Annotated in this window: 24 protein-coding genes and 3 tRNA genes; 8 read left to right on the top strand and 19 right to left on the bottom strand. The window is 65.4% G+C overall.

Annotated elements, in window-relative coordinates; all coding sequences use genetic code 11:
* Window positions 1-57 precede the first annotated feature (57 nt).
* From WDB71_RS13350 to WDB71_RS13400, 11 genes are read right to left on the bottom strand one after another with little or no spacing between them, the layout of a single operon-like run.
* A complete protein-coding gene (locus WDB71_RS13350; RefSeq protein WP_341502087.1) occupies window positions 58-246 on the bottom strand; it encodes a DUF2065 domain-containing protein in 189 nt (62 codons plus the stop codon).
* A complete protein-coding gene (locus WDB71_RS13355) occupies window positions 239-1,405 on the bottom strand; it encodes an aminotransferase class V-fold PLP-dependent enzyme (RefSeq protein ID WP_341502088.1) in 1,167 nt (388 codons plus the stop codon). The genes WDB71_RS13350 and WDB71_RS13355 overlap by 8 nt, the downstream gene beginning before the upstream one ends.
* A 43-nt stretch (window positions 1,406-1,448) precedes the next feature.
* Window positions 1,449-2,336, bottom strand: a complete 888-nt coding sequence (gene hflC / locus WDB71_RS13360; RefSeq protein ID WP_341502089.1) for a protease modulator HflC — start codon at window positions 2,334-2,336, stop codon at window positions 1,449-1,451.
* Window positions 2,337-2,338: 2 nt separating this feature from the next.
* Window positions 2,339-3,496 carry an FtsH protease activity modulator HflK gene (hflK, locus tag WDB71_RS13365; RefSeq protein WP_341502090.1) on the bottom strand — a complete coding sequence of 386 codons (1,158 nt, stop codon included), beginning with the start codon at window positions 3,494-3,496 and terminating at the stop codon, window positions 2,339-2,341.
* Window positions 3,497-3,521: 25 nt separating this feature from the next.
* Window positions 3,522-4,832, bottom strand: coding sequence for a ribosome rescue GTPase HflX (hflX, locus tag WDB71_RS13370; RefSeq protein WP_341502091.1), 1,311 nt, complete (start codon window positions 4,830-4,832; stop codon window positions 3,522-3,524).
* A 24-nt stretch (window positions 4,833-4,856) separates the two neighbouring features.
* Window positions 4,857-5,117 carry an RNA chaperone Hfq gene (gene hfq, locus WDB71_RS13375; protein WP_341502092.1) on the bottom strand — a complete coding sequence of 87 codons (261 nt, stop codon included), beginning with the start codon at window positions 5,115-5,117 and terminating at the stop codon, window positions 4,857-4,859.
* Window positions 5,118-5,148: 31 nt separating this feature from the next.
* Window positions 5,149-6,090 carry a tRNA (adenosine(37)-N6)-dimethylallyltransferase MiaA gene (gene miaA / locus WDB71_RS13380; RefSeq protein ID WP_341504219.1) on the bottom strand — a complete coding sequence of 314 codons (942 nt, stop codon included), beginning with the start codon at window positions 6,088-6,090 and terminating at the stop codon, window positions 5,149-5,151.
* Between the two features lie 23 nt (window positions 6,091-6,113).
* A complete protein-coding gene (mutL, locus tag WDB71_RS13385; RefSeq protein ID WP_341502093.1) occupies window positions 6,114-7,898 on the bottom strand; it encodes a DNA mismatch repair endonuclease MutL in 1,785 nt (594 codons plus the stop codon).
* Window positions 7,899-7,902: 4 nt separating this feature from the next.
* Window positions 7,903-9,201 (bottom strand): N-acetylmuramoyl-L-alanine amidase, encoded by a 1,299-nt coding sequence (locus tag WDB71_RS13390; protein ID WP_341502094.1) that lies wholly within the window; start codon window positions 9,199-9,201, stop codon window positions 7,903-7,905.
* On the bottom strand, window positions 9,201-9,665 hold the full coding sequence (tsaE, locus tag WDB71_RS13395; protein WP_341502095.1) for a tRNA (adenosine(37)-N6)-threonylcarbamoyltransferase complex ATPase subunit type 1 TsaE: 465 nt from the start codon (window positions 9,663-9,665) through the stop codon (window positions 9,201-9,203). Before tsaE ends, WDB71_RS13390 begins: the two co-directional genes overlap by 1 nt.
* Window positions 9,646-11,127, bottom strand: a complete 1,482-nt coding sequence (locus tag WDB71_RS13400) for an NAD(P)H-hydrate dehydratase (RefSeq protein ID WP_341502096.1) — start codon at window positions 11,125-11,127, stop codon at window positions 9,646-9,648. The genes tsaE and WDB71_RS13400 overlap by 20 nt, the downstream gene beginning before the upstream one ends.
* 18 nt (window positions 11,128-11,145) lie before the next feature.
* On the opposite strand from WDB71_RS13400, the gene queG reads away from it, so the two are divergent.
* Window positions 11,146-12,279 carry a tRNA epoxyqueuosine(34) reductase QueG gene (gene queG / locus WDB71_RS13405; protein WP_341502097.1) on the top strand — a complete coding sequence of 378 codons (1,134 nt, stop codon included), beginning with the start codon at window positions 11,146-11,148 and terminating at the stop codon, window positions 12,277-12,279.
* A 2-nt stretch (window positions 12,280-12,281) separates the two neighbouring features.
* Here the strand turns inward: queG and WDB71_RS13410 are convergent, their stop codons facing one another.
* The 7 genes from WDB71_RS13410 to orn all read right to left on the bottom strand — a co-directional run bounded on the left by WDB71_RS13410 (window position 12,282) and on the right by orn (window position 15,476).
* On the bottom strand, window positions 12,282-12,734 hold the full coding sequence (locus tag WDB71_RS13410) for a hypothetical protein (protein WP_341502098.1): 453 nt from the start codon (window positions 12,732-12,734) through the stop codon (window positions 12,282-12,284).
* Window positions 12,735-12,792: 58 nt separating this feature from the next.
* Window positions 12,793-13,287: a DUF4442 domain-containing protein gene (locus WDB71_RS13415; protein ID WP_341502099.1), complete on the bottom strand. Its 495-nt coding sequence runs from the start codon at window positions 13,285-13,287 to the stop codon at window positions 12,793-12,795.
* Between the two features lie 48 nt (window positions 13,288-13,335).
* Window positions 13,336-13,791 (bottom strand): hypothetical protein, encoded by a 456-nt coding sequence (locus tag WDB71_RS13420; RefSeq protein WP_341502100.1) that lies wholly within the window; start codon window positions 13,789-13,791, stop codon window positions 13,336-13,338.
* Between the two features lie 206 nt (window positions 13,792-13,997).
* Window positions 13,998-14,073 (bottom strand) — tRNA-Gly (locus tag WDB71_RS13425).
* A gap of 220 nt (window positions 14,074-14,293) precedes the next feature.
* Window positions 14,294-14,369: transfer RNA gene (locus WDB71_RS13430), tRNA-Gly, on the bottom strand.
* Window positions 14,370-14,507: 138 nt separating this feature from the next.
* Window positions 14,508-14,583, bottom strand: a tRNA-Gly gene (locus WDB71_RS13435).
* Window positions 14,584-14,918: 335 nt separating this feature from the next.
* The gene (gene orn / locus WDB71_RS13440; RefSeq protein ID WP_341502101.1) at window positions 14,919-15,476 is read right to left on the bottom strand and encodes an oligoribonuclease; all 558 of its coding nucleotides are present in this window, start codon (window positions 15,474-15,476) and stop codon (window positions 14,919-14,921) included.
* Between the two features lie 76 nt (window positions 15,477-15,552).
* Here orn and rsgA point away from each other — a divergent pair, with 76 nt between their 5' ends.
* The 7 genes from rsgA (at window position 15,553) to WDB71_RS13475 (ending at window position 25,052) form a co-directional block, all read left to right on the top strand.
* Window positions 15,553-16,581, top strand: a complete 1,029-nt coding sequence (rsgA, locus tag WDB71_RS13445) for a small ribosomal subunit biogenesis GTPase RsgA (RefSeq protein ID WP_341502102.1) — start codon at window positions 15,553-15,555, stop codon at window positions 16,579-16,581.
* 50 nt (window positions 16,582-16,631) lie between these two features.
* A complete protein-coding gene (gene asd / locus WDB71_RS13450) occupies window positions 16,632-17,495 on the top strand; it encodes an archaetidylserine decarboxylase (RefSeq protein ID WP_341502103.1) in 864 nt (287 codons plus the stop codon).
* Entirely contained in the window at window positions 17,495-18,358 is an 864-nt protein-coding gene (locus WDB71_RS13455) for a DMT family transporter (protein ID WP_341502104.1), read from the top strand. The genes asd and WDB71_RS13455 overlap by 1 nt, the downstream gene beginning before the upstream one ends.
* 33 nt (window positions 18,359-18,391) lie before the next feature.
* Window positions 18,392-21,565, top strand: a complete 3,174-nt coding sequence (locus tag WDB71_RS13460; protein ID WP_341502105.1) for a mechanosensitive ion channel domain-containing protein — start codon at window positions 18,392-18,394, stop codon at window positions 21,563-21,565.
* Window positions 21,562-22,266, top strand: coding sequence for a glycerophosphodiester phosphodiesterase (locus tag WDB71_RS13465; protein WP_341502106.1), 705 nt, complete (start codon window positions 21,562-21,564; stop codon window positions 22,264-22,266). Before WDB71_RS13460 ends, WDB71_RS13465 begins: the two co-directional genes overlap by 4 nt.
* A gap of 96 nt (window positions 22,267-22,362) precedes the next feature.
* Entirely contained in the window at window positions 22,363-22,644 is a 282-nt protein-coding gene (locus WDB71_RS13470) for a hypothetical protein (protein WP_341502107.1), read from the top strand.
* 47 nt (window positions 22,645-22,691) lie between these two features.
* On the top strand, window positions 22,692-25,052 hold the full coding sequence (locus WDB71_RS13475) for a TonB-dependent receptor (RefSeq protein ID WP_341502108.1): 2,361 nt from the start codon (window positions 22,692-22,694) through the stop codon (window positions 25,050-25,052).
* Between the two features lie 46 nt (window positions 25,053-25,098).
* Here WDB71_RS13475 and efp read toward each other — a convergent pair whose 3' ends face one another.
* On the bottom strand, window positions 25,099-25,665 hold the full coding sequence (gene efp / locus WDB71_RS13480) for an elongation factor P (RefSeq protein WP_341502109.1): 567 nt from the start codon (window positions 25,663-25,665) through the stop codon (window positions 25,099-25,101).
* Window positions 25,666-25,687 lie beyond the last annotated feature (22 nt).

Genomic DNA, 25,687 nt, shown 5'->3' on the forward strand with positions numbered 1-25,687 from the left:
TGACGGAACGCTGCTTAAAAAGGAATTCTATCAGAAAAGGATGGCGGGACTTAAGGCCTAATTTTTCACCATAACGACAATGGCCCCGCCCAGCAATACCAAAACGACGCCTATTTGCCTGAGCGTGCTGGTTTTTTGCTGGCTGAGCTCGAACAGGAAACGCCGCCACTGGCCGGGGAAAAGGGCCGGCCCCAGCCCCTCCAGGACCAGCCACAACGCCAGTACCTTCCACCACAGGCTATCCACGGTAGCCCTTCAGGCAGCCCAGGTCGATGTCGGCCGGCTCGTGATAGAGGGCAAAGCCGAAGCGCAGCCTGTCGCCGCGGAAGTCGGTCTGGATGCCGTGCCCGGCCAGGAAGGCGGCCAGTGCTGCCGTTGCCTCCGGGCTTTCCAGGCGGAAGGTCAGGAAGTGGCCGTGATGGCCCAGATCCCGGCTCAGCAGCAGGTCCCGGTGCAGGTGGGCACTGCCAATGTCATCAAGCTGGGCCAGAAAAGCCTGCTGCAGCTGCTGCACATGCCGGTGGATGGCCTCGACCGTGATGCCATCCCGCTGCCACCAGTCCAGCACCGCCAGCAGCCGGTACAGGGCGCTCATGTCGAAGGTAGCGCCGGCGAAGCGCATGCCGTCAGGCGCGTAGGGCACCTGCTGGCTCCTGGCCTGGTGCAGGGCGCCGAACTCGGCGTACCAGCCGGTATTGCGCGGCCTGAGCTCACAGCCCGGCGGTACCGCCAGGAAGCAGCAGCCCTCGCCGCCCTGGGCGTACTTGTAGGAACCGGCCAGGTAGAAGGCCCTGTGGGCGATGCGGCTGAGATCCGTCGGCACGGCGCCGAAGCCGTGGTAGCCGTCGATGCAGATCAGGGCCTGGTCATCCGGCACGGCGCCGACCAGGCGCTCGAGATCCTGCACCGGCACCCCGGAATTGAAGAACACCTGGCTGATGAACACCAGATCCCAACCGCCCCTGGCCGCCTCGGCGGCAAAGCGGTCGTCGAAGTCGGCGAAAGGTTCGCAGGGCACCCTGGTGATCCGTACCAGGCCCTCTTCCTCCAGGCGCTGCAGCTGGCGATGGAAGGAGTGGAACTCGCCGTCGCTGCTGAGGATGCGCGGCACCCTGTCCACCGGCAGGCAGGACAGCAGCCTGAGCACGAACTCGTGGGTATTGGGGGCAAAGGCTATCTGGGCCGGCTCTGGCAGCCGCAATATGTCGGCGATGCGCCGCTGGACCCTGGGCACCTTCTCGGCAAAGAAATGGCTCCATTTCTCGTCCACGTACCTGGCGGTGTCATCCCAGTAGTCCAGCTGGGCCTGGCGGGTCACGTCCGGCCAGTAATGGTGGCTGTGGCAGGCATAGTGCTGCCTGCCGGCGTTGGCGGCCAGGAAGTGCCGGTAGTGCTGCTTATACATCTTTCCCCCAATAGCAAAGGGCCCGGTAAACCGGGCCCTTTCATCACTGTTTTTCCGACGACTTCATGTAGCGGAAGAAGTCGCTGTCCGGCTTCAGCACCAGCACATCGTTCTTGTTGGTGAAGCTGTTGCGGTAGGCGTCCAGGCTGCGCAGGAAGCCGTAGAAGTCCGGATTGGCGCTGAAGGAGTTGGCATAGATGGCGGCCGCCTCGGCATCGCCCTCACCACGCAGGGTCCTGGCCTTGCGCTCGGCGTCGGCCAGCATCACAGTGACCCTGGCGTCCACGTCGGCACGGATGATTTCCGCCTTCTCCTTACCCTCGGAGCGGTGCTTCTTGGCCACCGCCTGGCGCTCGGCGCGCATGCGGTCGTAGATGGAGTTGGACACCTCGGTGGGCAGGTTGATCTGCTTGACCCGCACGTCCACCACCTCGATACCCAGATCCAGGGCGCTCTCGGCGACCTGCTCCAGGGCTTCCTTCATCACCTCGTCCCGCTCGCCGGAGACGATGTCGGTGATGGTGCGGGTACCGAACTCGCTGCGCAGGCCGTTGTTGATCTTGCGCTTGAGCAGGTTCTCCGCCACCTGGGTGTTGCCCTGGTTGGTCTTGAGGTAGAAGTTGCCGAAGTCCTTGATGCGCCATTTCACATAGGAATCGACGATCAGATCCTTCTTCTCCGAGGTGACGAAGCGGTCCTGCTCCCCTTCCAGGCTCTGGATACGGGCGTCCAGGCGCTTGACCTTCTCGATCAGCGGCACCTTGAAGTGCAGGCCCGGTTCGTAGATCACCGGCTCACCGGTTTCAGGCGAACGCTCGGCCTTGTTGAAGCGCAGCACTATGCCGCGCTGGCCTTCGTGAACCACGAACACCGAAGACAGGGCCGCAAAGGCCACCAACGCCAGGAGAATGACGACAAAATTCTTCTTCATGATCAGTTTCTCCCTGAGCCGTAACGGTCGCTGCTGCGGCCGGCGTCACGGCCGCTGTCGTAGCTGGTACCTGTGCCGCTGTTCTGCAGCTGCACTTCCCGGCCCTTGCTCTGGATACGCTGCAGGGCGTCCTCGCTCTCGGGACGCTGGCCCTTCTGCTGTTCCAGGATCTTGTCGAGGGGCAGGTACATCATGTTGCCGGCATCGCTGTCCACCAGCACCTTGGAGCTGTTGCCGAGCACGGATTCCATGGTTTCCAGGTAGAGGCGTTCACGGGTGACCTGGGGCGCGGCCAGGAATTCCGGCAGCAGCTTGTTGAAGCGCACCACCTCACCCTGGGCCTCCAGGACCACCCGCGCCTTGTAGGCCTGGGCCTCCTGGACCATACGCTGCACCTTACCGCGGGCGATGGGCTCGATCTCGCTGGCATAGGCTTCGGCTTCACGGATGAAGCGCTGCTCGTCTTCCTTGGCGGCGATGGCGTCGTCAAAGGCGTTCTTCACCTGCTCCGGTGGGCGGGCATCCTGGAAGTTGACGTCTTCGATGGCGATGCCGAGGCCATAGGGCTCTATGGTCTTTTCGATCATGTCCCAGGTGTCGCGGCGAACCTGCTCACGGCCGCTGGTGAGCACATCGTCCATGGGGGTATGGCCCACCACGTAGCGCAGGGCCGCATCCGTGGCCTGGCTCAGGGAGTCGTCGGCATTGGTGACATTGAACAGGTAGGCACGGGGATCGAGGATCCGGTACTGCACGTCCATCTTCACCTGCACCACGTTTTCATCCTTGGTGAGCATGAAGCCCGAAGCCGGCAGGGAGCGGACCGAGTTGACGTCCACCGGGTAGACCTTCTCGATGAAGGTGGCCTTCCAGTGCAGGCCGGGGCCGACGGTGTCCTGGTACTTGCCGAAGCGCAGCACCACGCCCTGTTCGGCTTCCTTGATGGTGTAGACGCCGGAGATGGCCCACACCAGGGCCGCCAGGGCCAGCACCAGTGCCAGGCCCAGGGAGGAGAAGTTTCCGCCCTTGCCGCCAAAGGAGCCGCCCATGCGCGAGCCCAGCTTGCGCATCAGTTCATCAAAATCCGGCGGTCCCTGCTCGTCCCTGCGGTTGTTACCCCAGGGGTCTTTGTCCTTATTGCCCGGCTCGTTCCAAGCCATAGCTAGTCTCCGTATGCTTTTTGCATCAATGGGTAACTGTATCAGCACCGCCAGGCACGATAAAGCGCTCCGGCAGGCCCTGCCACTGTTTGTTGAGGCGTTGCCACTGGGCCAGGGGCAGGCGTATGGCCAGCTCCCAGCCGCCCTGGTCGGTGATCTGTTCGCCCTCGATGGCGTCCATCCGGTACAGCTCCGCCCGCAGCTTGCCCTCCGAGGGGGGCAGGCACAGCCGCTGGTTGAACATGGACACCGCCAGGCGCTCGGACAGGGCCTGCAGCAGCAGCTCTATGCCCTGGCCTTCCCGGGCCGAGATCCACACCGCCCTGGGCAGGCCGTCGCCGTCCCGGTCGATACGGGGCGCCACGTCCTCCAGGTTGTCGAGCTTGTTGTAGACCATCAGCACCGGCACCTCGTTGGCGTCGATCTCGTCCAGTACCGCCTGCACCTGCTCGACGTTGTCGGCGCTGCGCTCATCACTGGCGTCCACCACGTGCAGCAGCAGCTCCGCCTCCCGGGTCTCGGTGAGGGTGGCCTTGAAGGCCGCCACCAGATCATGGGGCAGGTGGCGGATAAAGCCCACCGTATCGGCCAGGATCACCGGGCCCACGTCGTCCAGGGTGACCTTGCGCAAGGTCGGATCCAGGGTGGCGAACAGCTGGTCGGCGGCATAGACGTCGGCCTCGGTGAGGCGGTTGAACAGGGTCGACTTGCCGGCGTTGGTATAACCCACCAGGGACAGGGTGGGGATCTCCGCCTTGCGCCGGGAGCGACGGCCCTGATCGCGCTGCTTCTCCACCTTTTCCAGGCGGCGCAGGATGTGGTTGATCCTGTCGCGCAGCAGTCGACGGTCGGTTTCCAACTGGGTTTCACCCGGGCCGCGCAGGCCGATACCACCCTTCTGGCGCTCCAGGTGGGTCCAGCCCCGCACCAGGCGCGTGGACAGGTGCTTGAGCTGGGCCAGCTCCACCTGCAGCTTACCTTCGTGGGTTCGTGCCCTTTGGGCAAAGATATCCAGGATCAGGCCCGTCCTGTCCAGCACCCGGCATTGGAACAGCTTCTCCAGGTTTCGCTCCTGGGAAGGACTCAATGCATGATTGAAAATCACCACATCGGCGCCAAGGGCCTGCACCTGCTGTGCGACCTCCTCGGCCTTACCACTTCCTATGTAGTACTTGGGATGGGGGGCATTGCGGCTGGCCGTGATGGTGGCCAGGGTGGAGACGGCTGCCGAATCGACCAGCATGATCAACTCATCGAGATCTTCCCGGTCGGACTCGGCAGCAAAATCCACATGGACTAAGAGAGCCTGTTCGCCTGCTTCATAACGGTCAAACAAGCGTTGTTTACCTCAAAAAGTATGTTAGGCGTTATTACCTTCGCCGTGGCCATTGCCTTGGCCACCGGCCGGGTGCAGATTCACCGGGCGGGAAGGAACAACGGTGGAAATGGCGTGCTTGTAGACCATTTGGCTAACGGTGTTCTTGAGCAGCACGACGAACTGATCGAAAGACTCAACCTGACCCTGCAGTTTGATGCCGTTGACCAGGTAAATGGAAACGGGAATGCGCTCTTTACGCAGAGCGTTCAGGAAAGGATCCTGCAAAGATTGCCCCTTAGCCATATGAGATTCCTTGTTGTGATTGCTAGTTATATCAATTTTTTACGATCTCTGACGCTTTAGTATTATACATCAGTGACCGCGAATCTAGTTCGGACAACACCCGCTGCAAGTTGTCAGGGGCGTTGCTGTCCAACCAAGTCAGAGGCCATTTCCAGCCCCTCAGCCAGGTCATCTGGCGCTTGGCCAGCTGACAGGTGGCAATGATGGCTTTTTCGACCGCTTCTTCCAGGGACAGGTTTCCATCCAGATGGTCCCACAGCTGTCGATAGCCTACACATCGTACCGACGGCAGGCCAGAGTGCAAATCACCCTTTTGGTGGAGGGCACGGACCTCCTCCAGAAAGCCATCGTTCATCATGATTTCAAAGCGCTGACGAATACGTGAACGAAGCTCCTCCCGGCTCGGCGGCGCTATGGCGAACTGTACCGCCTGGTAGGGGAAGGCCTGGCCCTGCTCGGCGGTCAGCTCGGTCAGGGACCTGCCGCTGATCCGGTACACCTCCAGGGCCCGGGACAGCCGCTGGGGATCGTTGACGTGGATACGCTCGGCAGACACCGGGTCCACTTCCCGCAGCCGGTCATGGAGCCAGGTCCAGCCATGCTCGGCGGCCTGGGCCTCGATCTCGACCCGCACCGCCTCATCGGCCCTGGGCAGGGGCGACAGGCCCTCCAGCAGCGCCTTGTAGTAGAGCATGGTGCCGCCCACCAGCACCGGCACCCGGCCCCTGGCCAGGCTGGCTTCGATGGCGCCCAGGGCGTCGTCCCGAAAATCGGCGGCGCTGTAGCTCTCGGTGGGCTCGAGGATGTCGATGAGCTGGTGCGGCGCCAGGGCCTGCTCTTCGGCGGTTGGCTTGGCGGTACCTATGTCCATGCCCTTGTAGACGAGCGCCGAATCGACGCTGATAAGGTCAGCCTCCAGGTGCTGGTACAGGGCCGTGGCCAGGGCGGTCTTGCCGGACGCGGTCGGCCCCATCAGGAAGATCACAAAGCCCGGCTTCACTGGCGCTCCAATTGTTTCATGCTGTCGTTCAAATCCACTTTCATGCTGCACTTGGCCAGGCCCGCCTCGTTGTCCTGCAGGGACTGCCAAAGGCGGCTGGCCTCGGCCAGCCGGAACTCCGGCTGCAAGGATAGCAGCGCCCTGGCCAGGCTGTCGTGGAATACCGGCCAGGCGGCCGGCTCCGGCTCGGGCGCCAGCCCGGCCAGCATCTCCAGCAGGGCCGGCACCAGGGTGCTGGCATCCCACTCGCGCAGCGGCCCCGGCAGGCCACGCACCAGCAGCCTGTCCTTGCCGGCCGGTGCCAGCTCCAGCCCCAGGCGCGCCAGCCAGGCACGGTGGCTGTCCAGCAGTGCCAGCTGCTGAGACGACAGGGGCACGGAAACCGGCAGCAGCAGCGGCTGGGGAGACAATTCCCCGCCTTCGGCCGCATTCCCCAACGCCAGCGCCAGCAGTTTCGGCAGGGAGAACAGCCTGAGTTGCTGCTGCCACAGCGTCAGCAGGAAACGCCCCCCCTCGATACGGAACAGCGGGCTGGCCGGCAGCCCAGGTTCGGGCCGGGTCGGCTCCGCCACCTTGGGGACCCACTGGGCCAGGGCGCCAAGCTGCTCCCGCACCTGGCTCTGGCTGGGGCCGCCATGGGCCGCGCCCTGGGAACGACTGGCGTAACCGGCGCCGCCATCCCGGGCCGGCGCCGCCGGTTGCAGCCGTGCATCCTGGCCGGGATGGGCGGGGATGCCGGCGCTGACCCTGGCTTCGGCGGGACGGCCCGGCATGGCCGCCAGCTGCCCGGGCTCCAGGCCATCCTTCAGGGCCTGCAGCAGAAAATCGTGGACCAGCCTGGCCTCGTGGAAACGCACCTCGTGCTTGGCCGGGTGCACATTCACGTCCACCTTGGCCGGATCCAGGCTCAGGAACAGCACATAGGCCGGGAACTGGCCCGGCGCCAGCCAGGGCCCGAAGGCCTCCTTGACCGCATGCTGGATCAGCTTGTCCTTCATCATGCGGCCGTTCACGTAGCAGTACTGCAGGTCCGGGTGGTTGCGCTGGGCGCCCGGCCCGCCCAGCCAGCCGGTCAGCTGCAGGTCGTGGTGCTGGCAGTCAATGCGCACCGCCTCCTTGATGAAGGCCTGGCCGCACACCGCCGCCACCCGCTGGCTTTCCTGGTCCTGGTGACGGGCCGCCCGGTAGCTGCGCACCGTCTTGCCGTTGTGCCTGAGCAGCAGGGTGACGTCGAAGCGGCTCAGGGCAATGCGGCGCACCACCTCGTCGATATGGGCGAACTCGGTCTTCTCGGCACGCAGGAACTTGCGCCGCGCCGGGGTGTTGAAGAAGAGATCATGGACCTCCAGGGTGGTGCCCTTGGGGTGGGCGGCGGGCTTGACCGTCACCGCCATGTCCCGGCCTTCGGCCTGGGCCTGCCAGGCCTCGTCCTGGTCGGCGGTCCTGGAGGTCAGGGTCAGCCTGGACACCGAGGAGATGGAGGCCAGGGCCTCGCCGCGAAAGCCCAGGGAGACGATGTGCTCCAGGTCGTCCAGTTCGGCGATCTTGGAGGTGGCGTGCCGCGACAGGGCCAGGGTCAGCTCGCCCCTGGGGATGCCGCTGCCGTCGTCGCGAATGCGGATCAGCCGGTGGCCGCCCTTCTCGATATCGATCTCGATGCGGCGGGCGCCGGCGTCGAGGCTGTTTTCCACCAGTTCCTTGACGACGGAGGCCGGTCTTTCGACCACCTCCCCGGCGGCGATCTGGTTGGCCAGCCGGGGGGGTAAGATTTGAATCGGCATGGGATCAGGACTGCGGGATGGTGAGCTTCTGGCCGATGCGCACCACGCTGCCGCTGAGGTTGTTGGCGCGCTTGATGGCCGTGACAGTGGTGCCGTAGCGGGACGCCAGCAGCGACAGGGATTCCCCGGAGCGCACCACATGGATGCGGTTGCCGGTGGCGGCAAACAGGGTGCCCTGGGGCGGCCAGGCCCGGAAGTGGTCGTGGATGGCCTTGTACATGGCGTCGGCCAGGCGCTGCTGGTGGCGGCTGCTGGCCAGCAGTTTTTCCTCGCTGGGGTTGGAGATGAAACCGGTTTCCACCAGCAGGGAGGGAATGTCCGGCGCCGTCAGCACCCCCAGGCTGTTGGGCTGGGGCCTGTTCTTGTGCAGCTTGGTGACCTTGCTCAGCTCCCGCAGCACCTGGGAGCCGATGTCCTGGCCCACCGAGCGGCTGTGGTCCATGGACATGTCCAACAGTGCCTGAGCCAGGTACTGCTCCTGCTTGGTGTCTTCGATGACCTCGGCGGCACCGCCCAGCAGTTCGGAGTGCTTTTCCTTCTTGCGTATCCACTTGCCGATCTCGCGGCGGGCCCGGCTGTTGTTGAGCACCCACACCGAGGCGCCCCTGGGCTTGGGCGAGGCCACGGAGTCGGCATGGATGGACACCAGCATGTCGGCCTGGTGCTTGCGGGCCAGGTTGGCACGATCTTCCACTTCCAGGAAGCGGTCATCACTGCGGATCAACACCGCCTTCATGCCCTCGACCTGGTTGATGCGGTTGGCCAGGCGCTTGGCAATGGCCAGGGTCACGTGGCGCTCCTGGGTGCCCTTGGGGCCGATGGAGCCCGGATCCTTGCCGCCGTGGCCGGCATCCACGGCGATGACGATGTCCCTGTTGCTGGCCTGGACCGTCTTGGTGACCTGTTCGGCCTGCTCTGCCGCCGGCTTGATATCCACCACCAGGCGGTGGCCATAGGGATCCGAGGGGCCCAGGGGGAACAGCACCGGCTTGATGGCGGCCTTGAGCTCCACCACCACCCGGGTGGCGCCGGCCTTGGGCGCGTTGGAGGTGCGGATCCTGGTGACCAGGGGGGAATTCTCCACCACCAGGGGCAGCTCATCGGCCCTGGCGGTGTCCTTGAAATCGATGACCAGGCGGTCGGGTTTCTTCAGCGTGAAGAAGCTGTACTCGGGGGCCTCGTCCATGTCGAACACCACCCTGGTGCTGGCATCGGAGGGCCATACCCGCACCCCGGCCACCTCGTTGGCGGCCCAACAGGGCAGGGTCACCAGCAAAACCAGTACCGCTAACACGCTTCTCATCATGATGCCTTCAGTTCTTCCAGGATCCGTTGGCCCCTGTGGCTGGCGGCCTCGATATGCAGTTGACGGCCATCGTCCAGGTAGCTCAGCCGCAGGGTCAGATCCGGCCCCGGCAGCAGGCCTTCACCCTTTTGTGGCCATTCCACCAAACAGATACAGTCGTCTGCAAAATAATCACGGATGCCCATGAATTCAAGCTCTTCGGGGTCGGCCAGGCGATAGAGATCGAAGTGGAACAGCCGCCAGGGGCCCAGTTCATAGGGTTCGACCAGGGTATAGGTCGGACTCTTGACCTTGCCTGAATGGCCCAGGGCCTGGATCAGGCCGCGGCTGAAGGTGGTCTTGCCGGCCCCCAGCTCTCCCACCAGGTAGATGACCAGGCCGCCTTCCAGGTGGCGGGCCAGTTTGCCGGCCAGTTCCAGGGTCTGTTGTTCCGTTGCCAGCTCAAGGCTCAAGCTCTGCATTGTTCACCAATCGTCTGATAAAGGGCAGTAAATCCGAGGCCAGGGTGCCCCTGGGCCGGCCCTCGCCGGCCAGCTCGCCGGCCTCGCCATGCAGGGCCACCCCCAGGCAGGCCGCCTCCCATTGGGGCAGGCCCTGGGCCAGAAGGGCGCCGATTATACCAGAGAGCAGGTCGCCCATGCCGCCACTGGCCATGGCCGGGCCGCCCACCGCCAGCAACCGGCTCTGCTGGCCGTCGCTGACCAGGGTGCCGGCGCCCTTGAGCACCACCACCGCCTGGTAGGTCCTGGCCAGCTCTGCCACCGCCGCCAGCCGGTCCGCCTCCACCTCGGCGGTGCTGATCCCCAGCAGCCGGGCCGCCTCGCCGGGATGGGGGGTGAGCACGGCGCCGGGCAGGGGACCGGGGGACCTGGCCAGCAGGTTGAGGGCATCGGCGTCGAGCACCTTGGGGCCGTCCTGGGACAGCCCCCAGGAAAAGAAGGCCTGGGCCCAGTCGTCCTGGCCAAGCCCAGGGCCCAGCACCAGTACCCTGGCCTTGGGCAGGGCGACCCCCAGGGGATCGGCCAGCCCCAGCACCATCAGCTCGGGGCGGCCAGCACTGACCGCCGCCACCGAGCCGGGATGAGTCAACACCCGCACCATACCGGCACCGCTGCGCAGGGCGGCCTCCCCGGCCAGGCGGATGGCGCCGCTCATGCCCAGGTTGCCCCCCACCAGCAGCGCCAGGCCGTTGTGGCCCTTGTGGGCCGAGGCCAGTGGCGGCCGCAGCCAGCCCTGCAGCGAGGCCAGCCGGTGCGCCTCCAGGGCCGGCCATTCGTCGGCGGCCAGCTTCATGCCCAGGGAGGCCAGCGACGCCTGGCGCCAGCTGGCCCGCCCCTGGCCGGTGAGCAGCCCGACCTTGGGCAGGATGAAGGTCACCAGCTGTTCGGCCTGCCAGGGCTGCCCCTGCCAGGCGCCGCTGTCCGCGTCCAGGCCGGAGGGAAGGTCCAGGGCCAGCACCGGCAGCGGGCAACGGGCCAGGGCCGCCTGCCAGGTGGCCAGGGGTTCACGCAACGGACTGGCCAGGCCGGTGCCCAGCAGGCCGTCCACCACCAGATCGGCCTGCCAGCAGGTCGGCAGTTCCTCGATGCAGTGCCCGCCAAGGGCCAGGTAGCCCTCCTCGGCGCGTTTGGCATCCTCGGTCTTGGGGGGGCCGGGCCGGTACAGGCTCACTTCCAGGCCGTCGTGCAGGGCCAGGGAGGCCAGCACATAGGCATCGCCACCATTGTTGCCCTGCCCGGCCAGGATCATCAGCCGCCTGGCATCCGGCCAGTGGTGCAGCAGCACCTCGTAGGCGCAGTGGCCGGCCCGGGACATGAGTTCGAACAGGCTGATGCCGGCGCGCCGGGCCAGCACCGGCTCCAATGTCTTGAGCCGGGCGGTGTCGAGCAGGGGCTGTGGTAAGCTGTGCAGCAGGCTTTTCATGGCAGTAGGGTGTTGTCGTTGTCTGATATTGACTATCGCCAGTTGGCGGCAGATATCAAGAGGTGGGGCGAGGAACTGGGTTTCCAGCAGGTGGGCATCACGGATACCGACCTCAGCGCCCACGAGGACGCCCTGCGTGCCTGGCTGGCCGCCGGCCACCATGGCGAGATGGACTACATGGCCCGTTACGGCATGCTGCGGGCCCGCCCACAGGAACTGCTGCCCGGCACCCTGAGGGTGATCTCGGCCCGCATGGACTACCTGCCCCCCAAGGCCCGCTTCGGCGAGATCCTCGGCGACGGCAACAAGGCCTATGTGTCCCGCTACGCCCTGGGCCGGGACTACCACAAGGTACTGCGCAGCCGCCTCAAGAAGCTGGGCGAGAAGATCCAGGCTGCTGTCGGCGATTACGGCTTCCGCCCCTTCGTGGATTCGGCCCCAGTGCTGGAAAGACCCCTGGCCGCCAAGGCCGGCCTGGGCTGGACCGGCAAGCACAGCCTGCTGATCAATCCCAAGGGCGGCTCCTTCTTCTTCCTGGGGGAGCTGCTGGTGGATCTGCCGCTGCCGGTGGACGTGCCCGCCGACCAGGACAAGTGCGGCAAATGCGTGGCCTGCCTGACCATCTGCCCCACCCAGGCCATAGTGGAGCCCTATGTGGTGGACGCCAGGCGCTGCATCTCCTACCTGACCATCGAACTCCAAGGGGCCATTCCGGAACAGCTGCGGCCGCTGATCGGCAACCGTATCTACGGCTGTGACGACTGCCAGCTGATCTGCCCCTGGAACCGCTTCGCCCACCTCAGTGCCGAACCGGACTTTGCCCCCCGCAGCCAGCTGCACGGCCCCGAACTGCTGGCGCTGTGGCAGTGGACGGAAACCGAGTTCCTCAAGGCCACCGAGGGTTCACCGATCCGCCGCATCGGTTTCGAGCGCTGGCGCCGCAACCTGGCGGTGGGGCTGGGCAATGCCCCCCAGGATCCGGCCATCATCCAGGCCCTGGAGGCCGCCCGAGAGGCCGCCTCCCCCCTGGTGCAGGAGCATATCGACTGGGCCCTGGCCCGCCAGCGCGACCAGGGTAAATCAGCAGAAGGCGGCCAACAGGTCCGGCGGCTGGTCCGGGCGGTGCAGAAAGGCCTGCCGGACCACGCCTGAGATCATTTCTGCCAGCGTTCGGCGTCCAGGGGCAGGTTGCGGCTCCAGAGGATGGTGCCGTCGCGCAGCGCCATCACCCGCAGGCGCATGGAGCCGGCACCTTCGCGGATCTTGCCGTAGAGCAGGAAGGGGTTGCCGGCGGCGCGGCCGGCCTCGCGGGCCTTGAGCAGATCGCTGGCGTCCAGGCGTGATGACAGATCCACCACCTCCCTGCCCTCGTTGCGCAGTTCGTCGATCAGGCTGTCGGTCAGGGCCTGGGTGTCCAGGCGACGGATGCTGTCGTTGGCGATCCGCACCACGGCTATTTCGCCGTCGGGCAGGGTGCCGGCCAGGGCCTTGACGCTGTCGACGAAGGGGCTGGGCTGGCCGAGGCCGGGCAGCTCGGGCATCGACACCGACGACATGCCGGCACAGCCGGACAGCACCAGGGCCGAGGCTAGGATGAGATGGCGCATCTTGTTCTCCACAAGTCTTTGATTCAGCTTAGACCGGCCCAGTTTAACCCAATCTGAATTAACGGCGCCTCTTGGGCACCCAGGCCCAGACGTATTCGCAGCGGATGGGTTCCTTGCCCTCCTCGTCGGTGATCACCACAGGCACCACCAGCTCGCCCTTGTCGGTATCGCGGATCAGCGCGATCTGCTCCTGACTGAGGCTGGCCACGGCCTTGAGATCCCCCTTGGCCCGGCTCAGGTAGTCGACGTGCATGGATTTGAGCAGCGGCACCCTGTCGTCCGGCACGTGCAGGCCGGTGAGGAAGCCGGTGGCGGACTCGCCCAACAGCGCCATGGCGGCGGCGTGGACGCCCTTGATGTGGTTCTGCACCCGGCCGCGGTTACGGATGCTGAGTTCGGCCCGGCCAAAGGCCAGGCTGTCCACCCGCACCTTGGCGGTGCCGGCAAACTTGACGGCGCCGCCGAAGAGCCGGGACAACAGCCAGGGCCGCCAGGCGGCGGGCATGCGATCTATCCAGGCCACCAGGCGGCCGAGGCGATTGATGGGAGACATGGTGCTTCCTTTACTGGTCAAACCAGCAAGGTTGTACCATATCTGGCGTCAAATGTCGGTCATTCGCAACGTCTGGTGCACAAAACGGTGCTGGCGGTCCCTGGATACCTCCACCAGGTTGCTGAGCAGCGTCCGGGAATCGCTGCAGGGGCAGTTGTCCACCAGGGCGGCAATGGAGTCGATGATGCGGTTGTCCAGATCCAGGGCCAGGCTGAGGATCTGCTGCTGGTCGGCGGTGGCCGGCAGCTGGGTCAGGCTGATCTTCCTGAGCAGCTCGCTGTCGCTGGCGTTGTCGAACCAGGTGTCCAGCAGCCGATCCGGGGCGTCGTCCAGGTAATTCTGGAGCTCCCCGACCACCTTTCTTTCATGCTCACTCAGGTAGTGCAGCATCATGCGGCTGCGTTCGGCGTCCACCTGATTGGACAGGCGGTCATAGAGCTTGGCCAGGGCCTCGTGGGCCTCGAGGGTGAAGTCAATGAGATCGCGAACTTGCTTGAAGCGCATGGCTGCCTCTCTCCGTTCCTTGTTGCCTTAGAGGTACCACCAGAGGATTGGCCCCGGCTTGACCCAAGTCAAGGCCGGCCATGGCAGCCAAGTCGTTCACGGGAAAAGGAAATAAGGCGCCGGCACGCGACCTTGGCGCGCTGCGGCAATGGGGGTGTCTATGCCCGGAAACGAAAAAACCACCCATAGGGTGGTTTTTTCTGATTTGGAGCGGGAAACGAGACTCGAACTCGCGACCCCAACCTTGGCAAGGTTGTGCTCTACCAACTGAGCTATTCCCGCATTCAACTTTTCGCGTAATGACTCCGCTTACTTGGCCATGCATGCTCAACCTGCTTGGTTGTGCTGCCGCCTTCCGACTGAGCTATTCCCGCATTCAACTTTTCGCGTAATGACTCCGCTTACTTGGCCATGCATGCTCAACCCGCTTGGTTGTGCTGCCGCCCTCCGGCTGAGCTATTCCCGCATTGTCGACCCGCCTTACGGCCAGTCTTTTCAATTTTGGAGCGGGAAACGAGACTCGAACTCGCGACCCCAACCTTGGCAAGGTTGTGCTCTACCAACTGAGCTATTCCCGCATTCAACTTTTCGCGTAATGACTCTGCTTACCTGGCTAAGCATGCTCAACCCGCTTGGTTGTGCTGCCGCCCTCCGGCTGAGTTATTCCCGCATTAGATTTTTGTTTGGACCCGCCTTGCGGCCAGTCTTTTCAATTTTGGAGCGGGAAACGAGACTCGAACTCGCGACCCCAACCTTGGCAAGGTTGTGCTCTACCAACTGAGCTATTCCCGCATTCAACTTTTCGCGTAATGACTCCGCTTACTTGGCCATGCATGCTCAACCTGCTTGGTTGTGCTGCCGCCTTCCGACTGAGCTATTCCCGCATTCAATTTTTCGCGTAGCGACCTCGCTTGTTGGGCCTGGCCCGCTCAACCCGGGTGGTTGTGCCGCCTTCCTGCTGAGCTATTCCCGCTTGGTCGCCTGAGGGGCTATCGCCCGACAGCGGAGCGCATTGTACATAAATATCGGCCCCGTGCAACACCCCTCAGATGCGTTTGCCGATAAATTAGGCAGACGGCAGTCACAGTAAATACCCGTGGGGCAATAACGGCGGCGCAGCGCCTGCGTCAGGCCTCGGGCAGCTTCAGAAAATGCTCGCGGTAATGGCGCAGCTCCTCGATGGACTCGCGGATATCGTCCAGGGCCAGGTGGGTGCCCTTCTTCTGTACCCCGGCCAGCACCTGTGGGGCCCAGCGTCTGGCCAGTTCCTTGAGGGTACTCACATCCAGGTTGCGGTAGTGGAAGTACTCCGCCAGCTCCGGCATGTACTTGACCAGAAAGCGCCTGTCCTGGCCGATGGAATTGCCGCACATGGGCGAAACCCCGGCCGGCACCAGCTCCCTGAGGAAGGCGATGGTGGCCAGCTCCGCATCCCGGTCGCCGTAGGGGCTGGCCTTGACCCTGTCCACCAGGCCAGAGGCGGTGTGGGTGCTGGTGCACCAGTCGTCCATGGCGGCCAGGGCCTCGTCGCTCTGATGTACCGCCAGCACCGGCCCTTCGGCAATGATATTGAGATCCTTGTCGGTGACTATGGTGGCGATCTCGATGATCCTGTCCGTTTCCGGCTCCAGGCCGGTCATTTCCAGGTCGATCCAGATCAGGCGTTCTTCCGGCTTGTCGCTCATCTTGTCCTCATTACTGTCGAAGCCCTAACGGGTGTATCATAAGACTTTCCCTGACCAGCAACCACCAAGGAGCACAGTGGCAAAGCGCAAGAAGTTGACCCGGGGCCAGCAGCGGCGGGTCCACGCCAACCAGGCCAGACGCCTGCAGCAGCGTGACAAGGATCCCCAGTGGAGCGATGAGATGCTCAGCAGCCCGGAAGAGGGCCTGGTGCTGAGCCGCTTCGGCCAGCATGCCGACGTGGAGGCCGAGGACGGCAGCGTGCACCGCCTCAACATCAGGCGCACCGCCGGCTCCCTGGTCACGGGCGACAAGGTGGTCTGGCGCCGGGGCCTGGAATCCATGGCCGGCATCAACGGTGTCATAGAGGCCGTCCACGAGCGCCACTCGGTGCTGACCCGTCCCGACTTCTACGACGGCATCAAGCCGGTGGCCGCCAACATCGACCAGATGCTGATCGTCTCCGCCGTGGTGCCGACCCTGTCCACCCACATCATCGACCGCTACCTGGTGGCCGCCGAATCCCTCGGCGTGGAGCCGGTGCTGGTGCTGAACAAGGTAGATCTGCTGGAAGAGGACGATCGCGCCCAGGTGGAAGAGCTGCTCAGCCTGTACAGGGACATCGGCTACCGCATGCTGTACCTGTCCGCCAAGTCCGACGAGGGCATCCAGCAACTCGAAGAGCTGCTCAAGGACAAGGTCAGCGTCTTCGTGGGTCAGTCCGGGGTCGGCAAGTCGTCGCTGATCAACGCCCTGATCCCCGGCCTGGAAGTGCTGGAAGGCGAGGTGTCCTCCACCTCGGGCCTCGGCCAGCACACCACCACTGTGGCCAGGCTGTTCCACTTCCCCCATGGCGGCGACCTCATCGACTCGCCGGGGATCCGCGAATTCGCCCTCTGGCACCTCAAGCACTCGGACATCGCCCAGGGCTTCGTGGAATTCCGCCCCTGGCTGGGTACCTGCAAGTTCCGGGACTGCAAGCACCTGGACGACCCGGGCTGCGCCCTGCAGCAGGCCCTGGAGGACGGCCGGATCAGCGCCGAGCGCCTGGAAAGCTACCACCGCATCATGGAAAGCCTGGACGAAAACCGCCCAAGCTATGCCTGATGGCCCCTAATCAGTAGAATGTGTCCGTCATTTTTCAAGGAAGTCGTATCGTGTCGTTGGACAAGTTGAAAGTTGCTCTGCAATACGCCCTGCCCAAACATGCCGTTTCCCGCCTGGTGGGCAAGCTGGCCCAGGCCGAAGCCGGTGCCCTGACCCGGCTGTGCATCAAGGCCTTCATCAAGCGCTACGGCGTCGACATGAGCGAGGCCCAAAACCCGGATCCGGCCAGCTACAAGACCTTCAACGACTTCTTCACCCGCCCGCTCAAGGAGGGCGTCCGCACCCTGGTGCAGGGTGACGACGAGCTGGCCCTGCCCGTGGACGGCACCGTCAGCCAGCTGGGCCCCTTGCAGAATGGCCGTATCATCCAGGCCAAGGGCCACGATTACAGCCCCCAGACCCTGCTGGGCGTACCCGAGCTGGCCGCCCCCTTCGAAAAGGGTCTGTTCAGCACCATCTACCTGGCCCCCAAGGACTACCACCGCATCCACATGCCGGTGGGCGGCGTGCTCACCGACATGGTCTACGTGCCCGGCGACCTGTTCTCGGTCAATCCCCTGACCACCGAGCACGTGCCCGGCCTGTTCGCCCGCAACGAGCGGGTGGTGACCCTGTGGCAGACCGAGCTGGGCCCCATGGCCCTGGTCCTGGTCGGCGCCACCATAGTGGCCAGTATCGAGACCGTCTGGGCCGGTACCGTCACCCCCCCCACCGGCAAGGACGTGCACCGCTGGCAGTACGACAGCGAGGGCCTCAACGCCATCCGCCTCAACAAGGGCGAGGAGATGGGCCGCTTCAAGCTGGGCTCCACCGTGGTGATGCTGTTCGGGGAAGACGCCGTCGAATTCGCCGACAACCTGGCGCCGGGCGTCACCACCCGCATGGGTGAACTGTTCTGCCGCAAGCGCGGCTGATGGAAGCCACCCAAAAGGCCCTGGGGCAACTGCACCTGAGCGTGCTGCTGTTTGGCGGCACCGCCCTCTTTGCCAAGCTGATCCCGCTGCCGGCCCTGGACATCACGGTGCTGCGCTGCCTGGTGGCGGCCCTGGCCCTGGCCCTGGTGGTGAAGCACTTCAGGCAACCGCTGCGCCTGGGCAGCTACCGGGACTACGGCATCGCCCTGGTGCTGGGCCTGGTGGTGGGCCTGCACTGGGTCACCTACTTCGCCTCCATGCAGGTGGCCACGGTGGCGGTGGGTATCATCGCCTTCTTCACCTACCCGGTGATGACGGTGCTGCTGGAGCCGCTGCTGGACAGGCGCCTGCCCCAGTGGCACGACCTGGCCGCCGCCGCCACCGTGCTGGTGGGCATCTACCTGATCATGCCCGACACCGACCTCGGCAACAGCACCACCCAGGGGGTGCTGCTGGGGGTGCTGTCGGCGCTGCTGTTCACCATCCGCAACCTGCTGCACAAGCGCCGTTTCAGCCATTACTCCGGCCCCAAGGCCATGTTCTACCAGACCCTGGTGGCGGCCCTGTCGCTGCTGGCCTTCGCCGAGCCCGGCCACTGGTCCCTGGCCTGGTGGGGCTGGCTGCTGGTGCTGGTGCTGGGGGTGCTGTTCACCGCCACCCCCCATGCCCTGCTGGCCCAGGCCCTGACCAATCTCAAGGCCAAGTCGGTGGCGCTGATCTCCTGCCTGCAACCCTTCTACGCCACGGCGCTGGCGGCACTGGTGCTGCTGGAGATCCCAAACTGGCACACCGTGCTTGGCGGCACCCTGGTGATCAGCGCCGCCGTCTACGAGACGCTGGCGGCGCGGCAGCAAAAGCCCTAGCATAAGAAGGGCAGAATCCTGGTGCCTTAGCCAATGCCCTTCATTTTCAAACTCTTATTTACCCTCCTGTTGCTCACCGCCCCGGCCCTGGCCAGTGGTCCGGCCAAGCTGCTGGGCCAGCCCCCCCAGCAGGAAGCACCCAAGCAGCGCCTGGAGAACCTCTTCGAAGCCCGGCGCCAGGCCGAGCAGCGCCGTGACCAGCACCAGGCCAGGGCCGAGCAGCTGCGCCAGCTGCTGGACAACTATCCCAAGCTGGTCAAGGGACTGGAGTCCCAGCTGCAGCGCTACCAGGCCCAGCCCCTGGGGGATCTGGCCCAGTGGCCGGAGGAAAAGCTCGAACAGACCCTGTCGCTCAGGCAGGCCAGGCAGCTGGAGTTCAATACCGAGCTGGACAAGGTCAACAGCGAGCTGGCCGCCATCGGCCGCCAGGATCCGGCCCGCACCGCGGTGCTGAAGGAGGAGATCCGTCAGCTCCAGGACGAACTGAACAAGGCCGGCAAGGGCAGCGAAGAGGCCGAGGCCAGGCGCGCCCTGCTCGACGCCCGCATCCAGGCCCTGGCCGCCGAGGCCAAGGCCAGGGAGCTGGAGGTGCTCACCGCCAACCAGCGCAAGACCCTGGGCAAGCTCAACCAGCAGTTGCTGGAACTCAAGCTGGTCGGCCTGGGCCAGCAGCTCAGCGCCCTCAACCAGGCCCTCAACAGCCTGCGCCAGAGCCGTACCGAAGAGGCCCTGGCCCAAAGCCAGCAACAGCAGTACCAGCACCAGGCACTGATCAAGCTGGCCAGCGACAACGCCGCGCTGGCCCAGGCCCTGACCGGCCTCAACGACGACATCCTCCGGGTCCAGCAGCGCCAGCGCGACCTGGAACTCGGCGCCCAGGACTACGGTGACTACCTGGCCTTCCTGGAGGAACAGCTCGACTACCTGAAGTTCAGCGCCACCTTCGGCGAGGCCCTGCGCACCCGCTATGACCGCCTGCCCAGGCCCAAGCCCGACAGCGAGCTGGAGCAGGCCGGCACCGAGGCCCGCCTGGCCAAGTTCCAGTACAGCCAGCGGCTGCGGGCGCTGCCGGCCAGCGCCGAGCTGGCGCCCGATCTCAGCCAGGCCCAGCAGGCCCAGGCCGACAGCCTGCTGGGCACCCAGCGCCAGCTGCTGGAACGGCTGCTGGCCCGCTCCGACGACTACCTGGATCGCCTCTCCACCCTCAAAGCGGAAAACCGCCAGCTGGGCGAGACCATAGGCCAGGTCCGCCGCCTGATCGAATCGCACCTGTTCTGGATCCCCAACGCCGCGCCCCTGGACAAGCACTGGCTTAGCGCCCTGCCCCGCTCCGCCCTGGAGCTAGCCAGGGCCAAGGCCGGCGGCTGGCGCGAGCTGCATCTTGGCGCCCACCCGCTGCTGCTGGCCCTGGTGATGGCGCTGCTGGCCCTGGCGGCACTAACCCGCTGGCTGGAGCTGAACCGGCTGCGCGTGCAGCTGGCCGAGCTGGCCAGGCCGGTGGGCAATGTCACCCGCGACAGCATCAGGGTCACCCTCCAGGCCATGGGCCTGAGCCTGCTCTACGCGGCGCCGCTGCCGCTGCTGTGGCTGCTGCTGGCCTGGCAGAGCGGTCCCGCCCAGCCGGCCCTGGCCGCCACCCTGCTGGTGGCCGCCGGCGGCTTCGCCTTCTGGCTCTGCAACCGCAACCTCACCCACGAGGAAGGGGTGATGCAGAGCCACTTCCGCTGGCGGGCCGCCGGGGTGCGCCGCATCCGCCTGCTGATCCGCCGCCTGGTCTGGGTGGCCATGCCGCTGACCATGCTGATGGTGTTCTGCCAGCTCCAGGATGACGTGGAAGTCCGCCACGGCCTGGGCCGGGCCGCCTTCCTGGTACTGGCCCTGGGCCTGGCCCTGTTCTACCAGCAGCTCTACAAGCATCGGGACATCCTGGTCTACCACCTGGACAAGGGCGTGCGTCCCCGCAGCTGGCATCACCTGCTGTGGTGGCTGGCCATCGCCGTGCCCCTGGCCTGTTTCGGCCTGGCGATACGGGGCTACTACTTCACCGCCCAGCAGCTGCTCTGGCAGCAGCAGCTGTCGCTGCTGCTGATCCTGGGTTTCGTGTTCGCCTACTACCTGGCCAAGCGCTGGCTGCTGATCGAAAAGCGCAAGATAGCCTTCAACAGGGCCAAGGCCAAACGCGCCGAGCTGCTGGCCCTGCGTGCCAAGGAAGAGGCCCATGAGGTGCCCTCAGAGGAGGCGCTGCTGGACTTGGACACCATCGCCAGCCAGTCCCTTGGCCTGATGCGCACCCTGTTCAAGCTGATGACGGTGCTCAGCCTGCTGGTGCTGTGGTCGTCCATGTACGATGCCCTCAACTACCTGGATACCGTCGAGCTGTGGGACGTGACCCGGCTGGTGGACGGCGACGAAAGGACCGTGCCGGTGACCCTGATGGCGCTGATCTGGTCGCTGCTGGCCTTCAGCCTGACCCTGATGGCGCTGCGCAACCTGCCGGGCCTGCTGGAGCTGATGGTGCTGCAGCGGCTCAAGCTCAGCCCGGGCACCGGCTTTGCCATCACCACCATCAGCAAGTACCTGCTGATGCTGGTGGGCACCATCACCGGCTTCGGCCTGCTGGGCATCGACTGGTCGAAGCTGCAGTGGCTGGTGGCGGCCCTGACCGTGGGCCTGGGTTTCGGCCTCCAGGAGATCTTCGCCAACTTCGTGTCCGGCCTGATCATCCTCTTCGAAAAACCCATCCGCATCGGCGACACCGTCACCATCCGCGAACTGTCCGGCACCGTGGCCCGCATCAACACCAGGGCCACCACCATAGTGGACTGGGATCGCAAGGAGATCATCGTTCCCAACAAGGCCTTCATCACCGAGCAGTTCATCAACTGGTCGCTGTCCGATCCCATCACCCGCATCATCCTCAAGGTGGGCATCAAGCACGGCACCGACACCACCGAGGCCCAGCGGGTGCTGCTGGAGGCGGCCCGCTCCTGCGCCCTGGTGCTGGACCAGCCCGAGCCCACCGCCTACCTGCTGGGGATCGGCCCCTCGTCCCTGGATTTCGAACTGCGCCTGTTCGTGGGCGATACCGACAGCCGGCTGCAGACCTCCCACGAGGTCTATGCCGCCATCCATCGCCAGCTTATCGACAGGGGCATCGCCCTGGCCCATCAGCAACTGGACGTGCACTGGCACAAAGGTAAGCCATGAAGATCTTCGCCCACCGCGGCGCCTCGGGCGAGGCGCCGGAGAACACCCTCAAGGCCTTCGAGCTGGCCCTGGCCCAGGGCGCCGACGCCATAGAACTGGATCTGCAGCGCCACGGCGACCAGCTGCTGGTGATCCACGACCGCTGGCTGCACCACAGCACCTCGGGCCAAGGCCTGCTGGAAAATCTGGCCTGGGAGCAGTTGGTGGCCCTGGACGCCGGCGACGGCCAGCCCATCCCCACCCTCTGGCAGGTGCTCAAGCTGTGCCGGGGCCGCTGCCGCCTCAACCTGGAGCTCAAGGACCACAACCTGCTGGAGCTGCTGAACCCCATGCTGGACAGGGCCGTGGCCGAGCTGGGCTGGGATCCGCAGGATCTGCTGGTGTCCTCCTTCCACCACCGCCAGCTGGCCGCCTTCCAGGCCGCCCGCCCGGACTGGCCCATCGGCCTGCTGATCGGCCATATCCCCCTGGAGCTGGCCGCCGTGCTGGGCCCGCTCAAGGCCAGATCCCTGCACCTGGCCCTGGCCTTCGTGGACAGGGCCCTGGTCGACGAGGCCCACCGACTGGGCCTGGAGGTCTATGTCTATACGGCGGACGAGCCCGAGGATCTGCACTGGCTGTCGCTGATCGGCGTCGACGGCGTCTTCACCAACTACCCCAGGCGCACCCGCGACTGGCTGCACGGCCATGGGGCCGGCTGAAGCCGCCCCGTTTTGCGACCAAGGGGCTGGATCCGGCCCCAGACTGCCGCTATCTTAAGCAGGCTTTGTCGACCGGTAACCCAATGGCACTCCACAATGAGTAAGGCTAAACATCCCTGGCTCTGGCTACTACTGGCCCTTTGGCTGGTCATGGCCGAGGCGTGGGCTGTCACCCACAGCCAGGAGCACAACGGGCTGGATGACCAGCACCGCTGTACCCTCTGCCATTTTGCCCAGCAAGGGGCCAAGGGCGTAAGCCATGCCACTCCCGTCGCCGTCGTCGATATCCAGCACGGTCCGGCCACGGACTGGTGCAGCAAGCCGACGAGCACCGTCTTCCTCCCCAGCCAGCGCGCCCGCGGCCCGCCCCTGCTCTGATCCCCTCTGAAAACACCAACAACGTCAAACTGATAGGGATCAGAACAATGAAACTGAACCGAATTTCCGCCGCCCTGCTGCTGGCCGGGCTGCACCTGCCTGCACAGGCACTGGATCTGAGCGGCCGCGTCACCGACGAAGCCGGCAACCCCGTGGCCAAGGCCACCGTTTCCCTGCTGGGCAGCCAGAAGGAGGCCAAGACCGACCAGGACGGCCGCTTCCATTTCACCGTCAAGGACAATAGCCACCTGCACCTGCACGTGACGGCGCCCCGCTACCAGCACGGCGAGCTGGAGATCGACGGCGGCACAGAGCCCCTGGAGCTGAGCATCCGCCTCAAGGAATCCAGCATCGAGAACATCGTGGTGACCGCCGGCGCCCTGCGCCGGGGCGTGCTGGAAAGCGCCAACCCCATCACGGTGCTGGCCGAGGACGATCTGCGCCTGGCCGCCCAGCCCAGCCTGGGTGAGACCCTGGCCCGGGAGCCCGGCGTCCAGTCCAGCTATTTCGGCCCGGCCGCCAGCCGCCCGGTGATCCGCGGCATGGACGGCCCCCGGGTACGGGTGGTGCAGAACGGCCTGGGCACCGGTGACGCCTCCACGGTCAGCGCGGACCACGCCGTCACCACAGAGTCCGGCACCGCCAGGCAGATCGAGGTGCTGCGCGGCCCCGCCACCCTGCTCTACGGCAACGGCGCCGTCGGCGGCGTGGTCAACGTGGTGGACAACCGCGTGCCGCGCCGGGAGCAGGAAGGCCTGAGCGGCGAACTGGAAGGCCGCTACGCCACCGTCAACGACGAGCGCACCCTGACCGCCACCCTGGACGGCGGCAGCGGCGCCTTCGCCTGGCACCTGGACGGCAATCGCCGCCGCGCCCACGACACCGCCATCCCCGGCGCCGCCGACATCCACGAGCCGGACCAGCGCGGCCTGCTGGAAAACTCCAGCCTCGAGAACGACGAGTTCACCCTGGGCGCCAGCCATGTGGGCGAACACGGCTTCATCGGCCTGTCCTACAACAGCCTGGACAGCAACTACGGCGTGCCCGGCCACCACCATGGCGAGGAGCACGAGGAAGAAGGCCACGAGGAAGAAGGCCACGAGGAAGAGGCCGAGGAGTCGGTCCGCATCGACCTGGACAAGACCGCCTGGCAGCTGCTGGCGGAGCTGGACGATCCCTTCGCCGGCTTCTCCCGCCTGCAGTGGGCCGCCGGCTATAACGACTATGAGCATACCGAGCTGGAAGGCGGCGCTGTCGGCACCGTGTTCAAGAACGAAACCAGGGAGGCGCGCCTGGCCCTGGAGCACAACCCCCTGGCCGAGTGGCAGGGCGTGCTGGGCCTGCACTGGCTGAGCCGGGACTTCGGCGCCCAGGGTGAGGAGGCCTTCAGCCCCGACTCCCAAAGCCGCGCCCTGGCCGCCTTCCTGGTGGAGGAACGCCAGCTCGGCGAGGTTACCCTGGAGCTGGGCGGCCGCCTGGAGCATTACCGCATCGAGGCCTCGCCCTTCGAACTGGAAACGGACGAAGGCCATGAACAGGTCGCCCCCGGCAAGATCAGCCACAACAACCTCAGCCTGTCCGCCAGCGCCAACTGGCGTTTCACCGACGGCTACAGCCTGGGCGCGGCCCTGTCCCGTGCCGAGCGCGGCGCCACCGCCGAGGAGCTGTACAGCTTCGGCCCGCACCTGGCCACCGGCACCTTCGAGGTCGGCTCCCTGTTCCACCTGGAGGCCGAAGGCGAGCACGGCCATGGCCATTTCGAGGGCGGCGAGCCCCAGACGGAAGTGGCCAACAACCTGGACATCACCTTCCGCAAGTTCGGCGGTGATCTGGGCCTGACGGCGAACCTCTTCTACAACCGCATCGACCACTACTTCTACCAGGAAAACACCGGCCTGGTGGCCGAAGGCGGCCATGAAGAAGAGGAAGGCGAGGCCGAGCACGACCACGGCGGCGAGCTTCCCATCTTCCAGTACCGCCAGGCGGACGTGGAATTCTACGGCTACGAGCTGGATGCCAGCTGGCAGCTGGACGAGCATTGGTCGGTCGATGCCTTCAGCGACTACACCCGCGCCCGGCTCAAGGACGGCGGCGAGCTGCCGCGGATCCCGGCCCTGCGCCTGGGCCTGACCCTGAACTACGACTGGGACGACTGGCACATGGAGCTGGGCGCCACCCGCTACGGCCGCCAGGACAAGGTCGCCGAGGGCGAAGAGGAAACGCCCGGCTACACCCTGGTGGATGCGGCCCTGACCTACCGCCACTACACCGACGCCGGCGATCTGCTCTTCTTCCTCAAGGGCAGCAACCTCACAGACCGGGAGGCCAGGCCCCATACCTCCTTCCTCAAGGAGGTGGCGCCGCTGCCGGGTCGCAACCTGACCCTGGGCGTACGCTACGCCTTCTAAAAAAAAACGGGGCCAGCTGGCCCCGTTTTTTTATGCGCTCAAGTGCTTACTTGACGCGGGAGACGTACTCGCCGGAGCGGGTATCGACCTTGATCACTTCGCCGATCTGGATGAACAGCGGTACCCGCACCACGGCGCCCGTGGCCAGGGTGGCGGGCTTGCCGCCGGTGCCGGCGGTGTCGCCCTTGAGGCCCGGATCGGTGTCGGTGACTTCCAGCTCAACGAAGTTGGGCGGGGTCACGGCGATGGGGCTGCCGTTCCACAGAGTCAGGGTGCAGACGTCCTGCTCCACCAGCCACTTGATGTTGTCGCCCACGGCCTTCTCGTCGGCGGCCAGCTGCTCGAAGGTGTCGTTGTTCATGAAGTGCCAGAACTCGCCGTCGTTGTAGAGGTAGGCCAGTTCCATGTCCATGACGTCGGCCGCTTCCACGGATTCACCGGACTTGAAGGTCTTTTCCAGCACCTTGTTGGAGATCAGCTTGCGGATCTTGACGCGGTTGAAGGCCTGGCCCTTGCCGGGCTTGACCAGTTCGTTCTCGATGATGACGCAGGGTTCGCCATCGAGGAGGATCTTGAGACCATTCTTGAATTCGTTGGTACTATAAGACGCCATTTTTGCCTCTTGTCCAAATTGT

Origin of the sequence: Gallaecimonas sp. GXIMD4217 (genome assembly GCF_038087665.1) — a bacterium.
In the GTDB taxonomy this organism is placed as follows: Bacteria; Pseudomonadota; Gammaproteobacteria; order Enterobacterales; family Gallaecimonadaceae; genus Gallaecimonas.

Excerpts from the sequence above, each read along its gene's own strand:
- WDB71_RS13475 (WP_341502108.1), top strand. The coding sequence starts at position 22,692 with ATGAAACTGAACCGAATTTCCGCCGCCCTGCTGCTGGCCGGGCTGCAC.
- WDB71_RS13465 (WP_341502106.1), top strand. The coding sequence starts at position 21,562 with ATGAAGATCTTCGCCCACCGCGGCGCCTCGGGCGAGGCGCCGGAGAAC.
- WDB71_RS13400 (WP_341502096.1), bottom strand. The coding sequence starts at position 11,127 with ATGAAAAGCCTGCTGCACAGCTTACCACAGCCCCTGCTCGACACCGCC.
- WDB71_RS13410 (WP_341502098.1), bottom strand. The coding sequence starts at position 12,734 with ATGCGCCATCTCATCCTAGCCTCGGCCCTGGTGCTGTCCGGCTGTGCC.
- mutL (WP_341502093.1), bottom strand. The coding sequence starts at position 7,898 with ATGCCGATTCAAATCTTACCCCCCCGGCTGGCCAACCAGATCGCCGCC.
- WDB71_RS13355 (WP_341502088.1), bottom strand. The coding sequence starts at position 1,405 with ATGTATAAGCAGCACTACCGGCACTTCCTGGCCGCCAACGCCGGCAGG.
- WDB71_RS13470 (WP_341502107.1), top strand. The coding sequence starts at position 22,363 with ATGAGTAAGGCTAAACATCCCTGGCTCTGGCTACTACTGGCCCTTTGG.
- hfq (WP_341502092.1), bottom strand. The coding sequence starts at position 5,117 with ATGGCTAAGGGGCAATCTTTGCAGGATCCTTTCCTGAACGCTCTGCGT.
- hflK (WP_341502090.1), bottom strand. The coding sequence starts at position 3,496 with ATGGCTTGGAACGAGCCGGGCAATAAGGACAAAGACCCCTGGGGTAAC.
- WDB71_RS13390 (WP_341502094.1), bottom strand. The coding sequence starts at position 9,201 with ATGAGAAGCGTGTTAGCGGTACTGGTTTTGCTGGTGACCCTGCCCTGT.
- WDB71_RS13460 (WP_341502105.1), top strand. The coding sequence starts at position 18,392 with ATGCCCTTCATTTTCAAACTCTTATTTACCCTCCTGTTGCTCACCGCC.
- hflC (WP_341502089.1), bottom strand. The coding sequence starts at position 2,336 with ATGAAGAAGAATTTTGTCGTCATTCTCCTGGCGTTGGTGGCCTTTGCG.
- WDB71_RS13420 (WP_341502100.1), bottom strand. The coding sequence starts at position 13,791 with ATGCGCTTCAAGCAAGTTCGCGATCTCATTGACTTCACCCTCGAGGCC.
- tsaE (WP_341502095.1), bottom strand. The coding sequence starts at position 9,665 with ATGCAGAGCTTGAGCCTTGAGCTGGCAACGGAACAACAGACCCTGGAA.
- miaA (WP_341504219.1), bottom strand. The coding sequence starts at position 6,090 with ATGGGGCCGACCGCGTCCGGCAAGACCGCCCTGGCCACGGCCCTGTAC.
- efp (WP_341502109.1), bottom strand. The coding sequence starts at position 25,665 with ATGGCGTCTTATAGTACCAACGAATTCAAGAATGGTCTCAAGATCCTC.
- orn (WP_341502101.1), bottom strand. The coding sequence starts at position 15,476 with ATGAGCGACAAGCCGGAAGAACGCCTGATCTGGATCGACCTGGAAATG.
- WDB71_RS13455 (WP_341502104.1), top strand. The coding sequence starts at position 17,495 with ATGGAAGCCACCCAAAAGGCCCTGGGGCAACTGCACCTGAGCGTGCTG.
- WDB71_RS13415 (WP_341502099.1), bottom strand. The coding sequence starts at position 13,287 with ATGTCTCCCATCAATCGCCTCGGCCGCCTGGTGGCCTGGATAGATCGC.